7 protein-coding genes are annotated in these 11,679 nt (G+C 38.5%); 6 read left to right on the top strand and 1 reads right to left on the bottom strand.

Annotated elements, in window-relative coordinates; genetic code table 11:
- Window positions 1-30: 30 nt before the first annotated feature.
- On the bottom strand, window positions 31-2,364 hold the full coding sequence (feoB, locus tag BLV53_RS01935) for a ferrous iron transport protein B (RefSeq protein ID WP_090296339.1): 2,334 nt from the start codon (window positions 2,362-2,364) through the stop codon (window positions 31-33).
- A gap of 247 nt (window positions 2,365-2,611) precedes the next feature.
- Between feoB and BLV53_RS01930 the strand changes: the two genes are divergently transcribed.
- The 6 genes from BLV53_RS01930 to BLV53_RS01905 all read left to right on the top strand — a co-directional run bounded on the left by BLV53_RS01930 (window position 2,612) and on the right by BLV53_RS01905 (window position 11,674).
- Window positions 2,612-4,867: a glycoside hydrolase family 31 protein gene (locus BLV53_RS01930; RefSeq protein ID WP_090296336.1), complete on the top strand. Its 2,256-nt coding sequence runs from the start codon at window positions 2,612-2,614 to the stop codon at window positions 4,865-4,867.
- Between the two features lie 84 nt (window positions 4,868-4,951).
- Window positions 4,952-5,962 (top strand): LacI family DNA-binding transcriptional regulator, encoded by a 1,011-nt coding sequence (locus BLV53_RS01925; protein WP_090296333.1) that lies wholly within the window; start codon window positions 4,952-4,954, stop codon window positions 5,960-5,962.
- Window positions 5,963-6,278: 316 nt separating this feature from the next.
- Complete coding sequence (locus BLV53_RS01920) at window positions 6,279-7,544, top strand: extracellular solute-binding protein (protein ID WP_090296330.1); 1,266 nt, start codon at window positions 6,279-6,281, stop codon at window positions 7,542-7,544.
- A gap of 6 nt (window positions 7,545-7,550) precedes the next feature.
- Window positions 7,551-8,870: a carbohydrate ABC transporter permease gene (locus tag BLV53_RS01915; protein ID WP_090296328.1), complete on the top strand. Its 1,320-nt coding sequence runs from the start codon at window positions 7,551-7,553 to the stop codon at window positions 8,868-8,870.
- Window positions 8,870-10,132 (top strand): sugar ABC transporter permease, encoded by a 1,263-nt coding sequence (locus BLV53_RS01910; RefSeq protein ID WP_090296325.1) that lies wholly within the window; start codon window positions 8,870-8,872, stop codon window positions 10,130-10,132. The genes BLV53_RS01915 and BLV53_RS01910 overlap by 1 nt, the downstream gene beginning before the upstream one ends.
- A 132-nt stretch (window positions 10,133-10,264) precedes the next feature.
- On the top strand, window positions 10,265-11,674 hold the full coding sequence (locus BLV53_RS01905) for an alpha-amylase family glycosyl hydrolase (RefSeq protein WP_090296321.1): 1,410 nt from the start codon (window positions 10,265-10,267) through the stop codon (window positions 11,672-11,674).
- The last annotated feature ends 5 nt before the right edge of the window (window positions 11,675-11,679 follow it).

Here is an 11,679-nt window from a genome sequence, read left to right as displayed (position 1 = left end):
CTCAATCGTCCACTCTTTTTTGAAGATTTATTAAAATAGACTTGCTAATGAATAAGTTACTAAAGCTGCAAGCCATGCTATAACACACTGCCAAATGACTATGCCATAAGCCCATTTGCGGCCTAGCTCTCTTTTTATTGATGCCACAGCAGCTACACATGGAGTGTAGAGCAGTGAGAATACTAGAAGAGCGGCGGCAGATGCACTTGAAAGAGCACTTGTCACATCTCCTGAGAACAACACCTCAAGGGATGAAACTACACTTTCCTTTGCTATGAATCCACTGATTAAGGATGTAACTATCTGCCAACTGCCAAGTCCAACAGGAGCAAATAAAGGAACAAGCCATCCAGATATCATAGCAAGTATGCTATCCTTCGAATCTGTAACCAGATTAAGGTGTGTATCAAAGCTTTGTAATACCCATATTACAATGGTTGCAAGGAAGATAATGGTAAAAGCCTTTTGAATAAAGTCCTTTGCCTTTTCCCAGAGAAGCTGTCCTACATTTTTAAGGCTTGGCATTCTATAATTTGGAAGCTCCATAACAAATGGTGAAGCCTCTCCTTTATAGCGGGTGATTTTTGCAAGTAACGCACATACAATACCAAGTACCATACCTGTAACATAAAGGCCTACCATAATCAAAGCCTTGTGTTCAGGGAAAAACGCATCTACGAAAAATGCGTATATTGGAAGCTTGGCACTACAGCTCATAAATGGTGTCATAAGAATTGTCATTTTTCTGTCACGCATACTAGGAAGAGTACGGCTTGACATAACAGCTGGAACTGTGCAGCCAAAGCCTATTAGCATTGGAACAATACTTCGACCTGAAAGACCAATCTTTCTTAAAAGTTTATCCATTACAAAGGCAACTCTTGCGATATATCCGCTGTCCTCTAATAGTGACAGGAAGAAAAACATGGTGACGATAATAGGAAGAAAGCTTAACACACTTCCTACACCAGCAAAAATTCCATCTATAACAAGTCCCTGAATTGTTTTATTTACATTGCCCGCTACCATGAGAGTTTCTACACCCTGGCTTAAATTATCTATGCCAGTTTCAAGGAGTCCTTGCAAACCGCCTCCTATTACATTAAAGGTGAGATAAAATACCAGTCCCATGATGGCTATAAATATAGGTATAGCAGTATATTTGCCAGTAAGGAATTTATCTATCTGCTCACTTATGATGGTTTCCTTGCTTTCCCTAGGCTTTATTACAGTTTTAGAGCAGACCCTGTTTATAAAGGCATATCTCATATCAGCTATAGCAGCACTTCTGTCAAGGCCTCGTTCTTCCTCCATCTGAAGAACAATATGCTCTAAGGTTTCTATCTCATTTTGTGCCAGCTTTAGCTGTCTAATTATCAAATCGTCTTTTTCAATTACCTTTGTTGTGGCAAATCGAAGTGGAAGATTAGCTGCTTTTGCATGATCTTCAATCAAATGGCTTATTGAATGTATACCTCTGTGGACCGCACCGCCATTATCATTTTCATCGCAGAAATCCTGTTTTAAAGGCTTTTCTCTGTAGTAGGCTACATGAAGGGCATGTTCTATCAGCTCATCTACGCCCTCGTTTTTTGCTGCTGAAATAGGAACGACTGGAACTCCAAGGGCTTCCTCCATTGCATTTACATCGATTGAGCCACTGTTGGCAGTTACCTCATCCATCATATTTAAAGCTACAACCATTGGGATTTCCATCTCCAAAAGTTGCATTGTAAGATAAAGATTTCTTTCGATATTTGTGGCATCCACGATGTTTATTATTCCCTTTGGCTTTTCATCCAAAACGAAATTTCTGGATACAATTTCCTCATTTGTATATGGAGACATAGAATAAATGCCTGGAAGGTCGGTAATTAATGTATTAGGATGCCCCTTTATGGAACCATCTTTTCTATCAACTGTAACACCAGGAAAATTTCCTACGTGCTGGTTGGCTCCTGTCAGCTGGTTGAAGAGAGTGGTTTTACCACAGTTTTGATTTCCAACTAAAGCAAATGTGATGAGCTCACCTTCAGCTAGAGGATTTCCGCTTCCCTTAGGGTGAAATATTCCATCTTCACCAAAGCCCGGGTGTATGGATTTTTTCTTTTGAATATTATCATTTGAAAGTAAAGTGCTGCCTGCAGGTGTTACTTCAAGCTGGGCAGCCTCTGCCACGCGAAGTGTCAGCTTATATCCATGTATAAGTATTTCAATTGGGTCACCCATTGGGGCATATTTAACGATTTTAACTTCAACCCCCGGGATAATTCCCATATCAAGAAAATGCTGTCTTAAGGCACCATCTCCACCGACTGATAATATCTTGGCGCTTTCGCCAATTTTAATGTCTTTTAATGTCATGATAAACCTCTTATTATTTAATCGTATTTATTTTAATAGATTTAAACGGTTGCAAGGAACTAATAATAGTCAGACGTATAAAACTATAACTGGCAAATAATACTTAAAATTCTATTGAAATATTTTGGGGATTATTATATTATTGATTTGGGTTTAGGTCATCGCTATCAATGATAGTGGTGACCTTTTTATGTTTTTAGGTTTGACGCTCATTAAAAAATATATTATTTAGAAATGAGGTCGAAAAATGACAATAGGAAACAAATATCGTATTACAGTTCTTACCAGTAGATTAATAAGACTGGAATATCAAAGAAATGGGCTTTTTGTAAACGAGCCTACTCAAGCGGTAGTCAACCGTGATTTTCCACATGTGGAATATACAAGCACTCATGAAAAAGGAAATTTAATTATTAACACTGAGCACCTTATACTCAGCTATGATGGAGAAGAATTCTCTCCAGAGGGTCTTTCTATCACTATGAAGGACACCGGAAATGTATGGCATTACAGTGTAGTTTACGGCAATTCAGACAGAAATCTTTTTGGTACGGCCCGTACACTTGATGGGGCAGATGGTGGTGTATGGCTTGATGGCGGTATATTCGGTGAAAACGGATATGCGGTAGTTGATGATAGCGATACAGCCCTTTTAAATGAAGAAGGTGAGTTTGAGGACAGAAGAGGTCAGGGAATTGATCTTTACTTCTTTGGTTATGGCACTGATTTTGAAGCAGGTCTAAAGGATTTTTTCACATTATGTGGCCCTACACCAATGGTTCCAAGATACGCCCTTGGCAATTGGTGGAGCAGATATTATAGATATACCGAGGATAGCTATAACGAAATGCTTGATAAGATGGCAGCAGAAAATATTCCACTTTCAGTGGCTGTTATCGATATGGACTGGCATTTAACTGAAGTAGACAGTAAATATGGCACAGGTTGGACAGGCTACACCTGGGATGACAAGCTGTTCCCAGATTACCGCCGTTTCCTTAAAAATCTTAAGGACAGAGGCCTCGCAACTACACTTAATCTTCATCCTGCAGATGGTATTCGTGCTTTTGAAGTTCAGTACGAAAATATGGCAAAGGAGCTTGGTGTAGATACAAAGGAAGAAAAAGCTATCGAGTTTGATTTTGCAGACAAAGCCTTTAGAAAAGCATACTTTAAGCATGTTATGAATCCATATGAGGATGAGGGCGTAGATTTCTGGTGGATTGACTGGCAGCAGGGAACTAAAAAGGGAAATAGCAACATTGATCCACTTTTCCTTTTAAATCACTATCACTATGAGGATAGAAAAAGAGACGGAAATCGCCCTATGATATTCTCTAGATATGCAGGAGTTGGTAGCCACAGATATCCACTTGGCTTCTCAGGTGATACAGTTTCAAGCTGGAAGAGCCTTGCATTTCAGCCATATTTCACATCAACAGCCTCAAACATTGGTTACGGCTGGTGGAGCCATGACATAGGTGGTCATATGATGGGAGATAAAAATGAGGAGAGACTTATTCGTTGGATTCAGTATGGCGTTTTTTCTCCAGTTATGCGTCTTCACAGTAGCTGTAGCCCATTCTTTAACAAGGAACCATGGGCAGTAAATGAACCATATCGCAAGATTATGGGTGATTTTATGAGATTCCGTCATCAGATGCTTCCATACACTTATACCATGAGCTACAAGGCTCACAAGGATGGACAGATGCTGATTCAGCCACTGTATTATCATATGCCTGACTGCAAGGCAGCATATCACCAGGGCAATGAATACTTCTTCGGCGATTCACTTCTTGTAGGTGCAATCACAGAAGAAACAAGCCCAAGACTTAGAATGTCAAAGACTAACATGATTATCCCAGAGGGAAGATGGTTTGATATTTTCAATGGCAGAGTATATGAAGGTGGCAGAAAGAACATCTATAGAAAGATTGATTCTATCCCTGTTTTATTAAAGGAAGGCGGCATTATACCTCTTTCATTAGAAGAGGGAAATGGTGTGGCAAATCCTACCAAGCTTAAGCTTCTCATCGGTGCTGGAAAAGACGGCGAGTTCGTTATGTACGAGGATGATGGCCTCACTATGGAATATGAAAATGGTAAATTTGCTACCACAAGATTTACTGTAAAATATGATGAAAGCACAAATGAGACAACAGTTACCATCCATCCAGCAGAGGGTGATTTAAGCGTTATCCCAGAGAAGAGAAGCTATGAAATTGAAATTTTAGGTCTTGAGGGGGCAAAGCTCGTTACATTAGATGCTGCACCTGTAAGCGAAGGCCAGACAGTATTTGTATCTGGAAAGGTTAAGACTGAAAACAATTTCAAGGATGAAGTATTTGGTATACTTGAAAATGCATGGATTGAAATAGGAGAAAAAGAAAAGGTAAATGAACTTGTTCAGTCTATTTCTACCATAGAAGAGCTTAAAGAAATTATTGAATTTGAGAACATCGATCTTGAAATCAAAGACTCTATAAGGGAATTGATTTAATGTATAAGCTGGGTTTGACAATGTGACTATAAATGATTATAGTTAATTGGGGTTAATCGTAAGTAAATTGTTAACCTAGGAGAAATGATGAATCTTAAAGATATTGCAAATCTCGCTGGAGTCAGCACAGCCACAGTTTCAAATGTTTTAAATGGAAATACTGGTAAAGTTTCAGCTGAGACAAAGGCGCGAATTGAAAAAATTATTAAAGAAGTGGATTATAAGCCTAATGCTATGGCCAGATCTCTTGCAAAAAGAGAAAGCAGGATGATTGGTATAGTTGTTCCATACATAGGCCCTGAAGAGGATTTCCTTATGAATCCTTACTACGCTCAGATGGTTGCTTCTTTAGAAAAAGAAGTAAGAGATAGGGATTACTATGTAATGCTTAGATGTGTTCCAGATTGTCACCAGGTTATTCCGCAGCTTTCTTCATGGAATGTGGATGGAGCTTTTTTCCTAGGTGTAATGGAACAGGATGTTCATGAGATTTGTAGTGCCTTAGATGCACCGGCTGTTTTTCTTGATACCTACACTGAAGAAGACGGCATAGTAAATGTCGGTCTTGATGACTATCGTGGAGGCTATCTTTCAGCCAGGTATCTTATAGGAAAAGGACATAACAAAATTGCTTTAGTTTGTCCGGACTACAATGAGTCAAGTGTTGTTAAAAGAAGATATCTTGGTTTTATTAAAGCCTGTGAAGAAGCTGGAATTAACTTTAATAAAGACGATATATTCAGGACTAATACTGACTATGATGATGCCATAAACGTAGGACAGGATGTGGCTTTATCCAAGAATAAATATACTGCAATTGCTACTATGTCAGATATAGTAGCCTTTGGTCTTATTGAGGGAGTTAGACAGGTAGGTTTCAATGTTCCTGATGATATATCTATCATCGGCTTTGATAATTTGCCTGAAGGAGAGTTCGTAACGCCAAAGCTTACCACCATTTCCCAGGATTTCAGGGAAAAGGCAAAGGAAGCCACAAAAGGCATGTTCGAAATGATTGAGGGTAATAAGGAATATACGTTAGATGCACATCTTCCGGTTAAACTGGTAGAGCGTCAGTCGGTAAAACAAATATAAAATCCGCTTGCGTTAACGTATTTCACAGGTTCGTTAACTAAAAACTATATAAAACTACTAATAAACGAGTCGATTTGATTATCGACTCGTTTTTTGTTTTGTAAAATATGACCAAAAACCATAGAGAAAAATTGTCAAAACTATCGAAATGAATATTAGGGGTTGACGATTTGAGGCCTAGGTCCTATACTACAGTTAAGCGATTAACCTAAATAAAACCCAAAACATTTAAGGTTCACAAGCCTAAACTATTTAACGAATTAGTTAAATGGTTAAGCAAAAACTAAGTTAAGAAAGTTAATGGAGGGAAAAAGGAATGAAATTAAAACAATTAGGAGCGCTTGCACTTAGTGCTACAGTGCTCGCAAGCGTAGCAGTTGGTTGCGGCAGTTCAAGCACAGGTGATGCAGGATCAAATGCTTCTGCACCAGCAGAAGGTGAGACACAGGATGTCACACTTAAGATTTGGGTTCCAGAAGAAGAAGTTGGAATCACAGATGAGATGGTTAAGAAGTTTGATGAGATTCATGATGAATTCAACATCACTTATGAAATCGCAGTAGTTGGTATCGACGAGGCACCAGCAAACCTTGAGACAGATGCTGATACAGCAGCAGATATCTTCTATACACCATCAGGCGGTGTTGCTGATCTTGCAGCAAAGGGACTTCTTCTTCCTATCGTAAAAGACTTCGACACAATCAAGGATGAGCTCCCAGAGTCAGCTCTTAATGCTGTAACAGTTGATGATATTCAGTATGCTGTACCATTCTCGCCAAATACATTCTTCATGTATTACAACAAGGACCTCTACACAGAGGATGAGGTAAAGAGCCTTGACACAATGATGGCAAAGGATCTTGGAAGTGGAAAGTACAACTTTGGTTCTAAGATGACAGATTCATGGTACACAGAAATGTACTTCCTTGGAAACAACGGTACACTCTTCGGAGAAGATGGCAAGGACCCAACAGATTGCTCATTCAATGATGCAAACGGTCTTGAAGCTGGTGAATACTTAATCGATCTTGCAAACAATCCAAAGTACATCGAGGATGTTGACGGTGTTGCAGGTTCAGAGTTTAAGAATGGTAACCTTGGTGCTGTAACATCAGGTGCATGGTCAGCTCCAGAGTTCAAGGAAGCTCTTGGTGACAGCCTTGGTGCAGTTGCACTTCCTACAGCTACAATCGGTGGAAATGAAGTTCAGCTTTCAAACTTTGTAGATTTCAAGACAATCACAGTAAAGTCAAACACTCAGTTCCCACTTTGCGCACAGCAGTTAGCAGTTTACATGGCTAACCCAGAGAATTGCCTCATCAGATACAACGAGCAGGGTGATATCCCAGTACTTGAGTCACTTGCTTCAAGTGATGAAATCAAGGCAGATTTCGTAGCATCTGCACTTAACGATCAGGCTTCAAAGGCTACAAACCAGCCAAGTATTCCAAAGATGGGTGATTATTGGGATCCAATGAAGGCCCTTGGCGAAGGAATTTACTACGGTGATGTAACAAAAGCAAATCTTCAGGAGCAGCTTGATGCACTTGTAGACAGTATTACAGGTACATTAACAGAATAATAAAATATGAATAAAAATACGATTTCTAAAATATCATATGTTGTCTGCGGAGCGGCTAACGCCGCCTGCGGGCAAATATTAAAAGGACTTATTTTCCTTGCCATTGAAATATCATACATCTTATATATGGTTTTATATGGTGCTGAAAAATTAAGAGATTTAGCTACACTGGGCGAAAATGTTCAGGGAATGGCTTTCAATGAAGCACTTGGTATCTATGAGATGACAGCAGGAGATAACTCAATGCTGATCCTTTTATCAGGTGTTGTGACAATAGTAGTTACTATTGCATTTATCTTATTCTGGCTATTTACAATTTCCTCAGGAAAGGAAGCCCTTAGAAGAGCAGAAGAGGGCAAGCATAATAACAACTTTATCGAGGATGTAAAGAGCTTAGCAAACAACAACATTAGATTTTTATTCCTGAGTGTTCCAGTTGTTGGTCTTGGTGTATTCACAGTAATGCCTCTTATCTACATGATTCTAATGGCATTCACAAACTACGACTCAAATCACCAGCCACCAGGAAATCTTTTCAACTGGGTTGGAATCAAGAACTTTATCACACTTCTGTCTACAAGTGATAGACTTTCATCTACATTCTGGCCAGTTCTTGGATGGACACTCATCTGGGGATTTGCAGCAACATTCACCTGCTATTTCGGTGGAATGATTCTTGCAATCATTATCAATTCAAATGGAATCAAGTTCAAAAAGGTATGGAGAACAATCTTTGTATTTACAATGGCGATTCCAGCATTTATTTCACTAAGAGTAGTTGCAACAATGCTTGGTGAAAAGGGTATCTTTAACGTATTACTTCAGCAGTGGGGCTTCACTGCAAGTTCATTACCATTTTTATCAAATGCAACATGGGCAAGATTTTCAGTTATCATTGTCAACTTCTGGATTGGAGTTCCTGTTACCATGCTTATGGTTAGTGGTATCTTGATGAACATCCCTGGCGAATTATATGAGTCAGCAAAGATTGATGGTGCCAGCCCATTCATGATGTTTAGAAAAATAACATTTCCTTACATGTGGTTTGTTACAACCCCTTATATTATTTCAAACCTCATCGGAAATTTTAATAACTTTAATACAATCTATTTCCTTACAGCAGGAGAGCCTCTTACTCTTGACTACTATAAGGGAGCAGGAAAGACAGACTTGCTTGTAACATGGCTTTACAAGCTGACAAAGGATAGTAACGATTACAACCTTGCTGCTACAATCGGTATCATCATATTTGTAATCTCTGCTATATTTACATTAGTATCTTTCTCTAGGTCTAATGCTTTGAAAAATGAGGAGGGATTTAGCTAATGAATCGTACAGTAATAGGATTAAATCTAAAATATTTCTTAAACTCAATTATTGGTGCGGTTGTAGGGTTCATTTGCCTTTTCTTGCCATATGCAAGTAAAGATGGACAGACAATCTCCCTTATTACCGGAGCTGGACATATATTGGCAGCAGACAACAAGCCGGCACTTAGTATTATTATCATTTTCCTCATATTGTTCACAGTACTTTCGCTGGCTTTAGCTGTCTTTAACATTATTAAAACAACTGTTGTTGGCTATAAGGCTTGGCAGTGTGTTCAGGCTTTATCTACAGCTTTCTGGGTATTCGCAATGTTCTCAACAAAGACTATCCTTGAAGGTGTAGGAGTTTACAGCAACTTTTTAAACCGTTATCTCACATTTGGATACTGGATTGGACTTGTGGCAGCTTTTGTTACACTTATCTACATTATGAAGGTAACACAGACAGACAGAGGCTACATCGCCCTTACAATCATGAGCGTTATCTGGATGTTCCCTATTTTATGGATTGTTCTTACAGCACTTCGTGAGGAGCCAGGTTACTATGTAGGATATTTCTTCCCTAAGCACCTTACACTTAAGAACTTTGCAGCTTTATTTGCAGAAGATAGTGTAATTCCATTTACAAAATGGTGGATCAACACATTCATCGTTGCAATGTTTGCTTGTGTATTAAATACCTTTGTAATTCTTTCTACATCATTCATCTTAAGTAGAACAAGATTTGCAGGTAGAAAAGCATTTATGAATATTCTGATGATTATCGGTTTATTCCCAGGCTTTATGTCACTTATCGCTGTTTATAATATTTTAAAGGGACTTGGTATCAATCAGTCACTTGTAGCACTTATCGTAGTAGGCGTAGCAGGAGCGGCTATGGGCTACCACATCAGTAAGGGATTCTTTGATACAATTCCAAAGGCAATTGACGAGGCAGCTATTATCGATGGAGCTTCAAGAGCACAGATTTTCTTCCATATTATATTGCCACTTTCAAAATCAATTATTGTATATCAGGCACTTGGCGCTTTCCTTGGAGCTTGGTCAGACTACATCTTCCCAAGTATGCTCTTTGGTGACAAGCAAAGCTCATATACAGTTGCAGTAGGTTTGTACTGGTTAACTGATTTTAGAAGAATTGATGCATATTACACACAGTTTGCAGCTGGTGCTGTAATCGTAGCTATTCCAATCGTAATTTTATTCGTATGGCTTCAGAGATTCTACGTAGAAGGATTATCTGGATCTGTAAAGGGATAGTAAGATAAATATGTGATTTTGGTTAATCCATTTTAATTTTTATATTTTCTTCATTCTCTCCCCAAGGTTAAATGCCTTGGGGAAACTCTTTTAAAGGAAAATGTAACAGGTTTTATAGAAAGGTAATTTATAATGGGGTTTAAGTTAAAAATGACCAGTTTGATGTTAGCAGGAACTTTAGCATTAACTGCTTGTGGAAGCACAAGTAATACAATAGAAGAAGCAGAAAGCGTTGATACAGTTGACACTGTAGCTGAAGCCAAGGATGCATTAAAAAATGAAGACTCTACAGCTCCAGCGTGGGTTAATTCTGCAGTTATGTATGAAGTTAATGTTAGACAATATACTAAGTCAGGCACATTCAACGAATTTGCAGAGCATTTGCAGGAGTTAAAGGACATGGGTATAAACACACTATGGTTTATGCCGATACATCCTATTTCTAAGACAAACCGCTCAGGAACCCTTGGTTCATATTATTCTGTAGACAATTATACAGAGGTAAATCCTGAATTCGGCTCCAAGGAAGATTTTAAAAATCTGGTTGATAAGGCACATGAAATGGGATTTCATGTAATGATGGACTGGGTTGCTAATCATACAGGATGGGATAATCCATGGGTTAGTGAGCATCCTGATTGGTATACTCAAGCTGATGGAAAAATCATTTCACCAGAAGGAATGGGTTGGCCTGATGTTGCTGATCTAAATTATGACAATGAAGAGCTTAGAACTGAAATGATTGCATCAATGAAATATTGGATTGAAGAATTCGATGTGGATGGCTTTAGATGTGATTATGCACCAGGCGTTCCAGTAGATTTTTGGGAACAGGCCAGAGCAGAGCTTGATAAAGAAAAAGACATTTATATGCTTGCAGAGGATTTAGGCTGGGTAAACGAAAAACTTTTAAATTATGCCTTTGATTCAAATTATAATTCCAAATTCTACGAAACCTTAGTAGAGGTGGCACAGGATAGAAAGACTGCAGATAAATTAAAGCTCTATTTGCCAAAGATGCCTGAAACCACATTCCCACTTAATTATTTGGACAATCATGATGTGAATTTCTATGATAGGACTATTTCAAAGGCCTTCAGTACAGAGTCAATGCCTGCAAGTCTTGCTTTGATTTTTACACTTCCGGGTGTTCCTATGATTTATACCTCTGATGAAATCGGCTATGACCATGCCATAGAATTCATGGAGAAGGATCCTGTAGATTGGGAGGCAGGAACAGGCGACTATCGTAGTGTAATTGCAGATTTATCTGAATTAAAGCAAAACCATAGTGCACTTCAAAATAATGATAATTTTGCTGGCTTTGAATTCCTTGATGTGGGAAACAAAAACATAATTGCTTTTGAGAGAAACTCTGACGATGAAAGCCTTGTGTTTATAGCTAATTTTTCTACTAGAGTACAGGAGGAGCTTGACTTATCAATTATTATAAGCGGCGATGAAGAAGTACTATACAGTAATAATGAGTTGAATTTGGAAAAGTTAAATCCATATAGCTTTTATATTTTAAAAAGAAATTAACGAGG

The organism is Pseudobutyrivibrio sp. ACV-2, assembly GCF_900107545.1.
Taxonomy (GTDB): Bacteria; Bacillota; Clostridia; order Lachnospirales; family Lachnospiraceae; genus Pseudobutyrivibrio.
Note: the sequence above shows the minus strand (reverse complement) of the source record. Positions and strands in the feature narration are given on the sequence as shown.

What these genes read in the sequence shown, in the direction of transcription:
- BLV53_RS01915 (WP_090296328.1), top strand. Translation starts at nt 7,551, where the DNA reads ATGAATAAAAATACGATTTCTAAAATATCATATGTTGTCTGCGGAGCG.
- feoB (WP_090296339.1), bottom strand. Translation starts at nt 2,364, where the DNA reads ATGACATTAAAAGACATTAAAATTGGCGAAAGCGCCAAGATATTATCA.
- BLV53_RS01910 (WP_090296325.1), top strand. Translation starts at nt 8,870, where the DNA reads ATGAATCGTACAGTAATAGGATTAAATCTAAAATATTTCTTAAACTCA.
- BLV53_RS01920 (WP_090296330.1), top strand. Translation starts at nt 6,279, where the DNA reads ATGAAATTAAAACAATTAGGAGCGCTTGCACTTAGTGCTACAGTGCTC.
- BLV53_RS01925 (WP_090296333.1), top strand. Translation starts at nt 4,952, where the DNA reads ATGATGAATCTTAAAGATATTGCAAATCTCGCTGGAGTCAGCACAGCC.
- BLV53_RS01905 (WP_090296321.1), top strand. Translation starts at nt 10,265, where the DNA reads ATGGGGTTTAAGTTAAAAATGACCAGTTTGATGTTAGCAGGAACTTTA.
- BLV53_RS01930 (WP_090296336.1), top strand. Translation starts at nt 2,612, where the DNA reads ATGACAATAGGAAACAAATATCGTATTACAGTTCTTACCAGTAGATTA.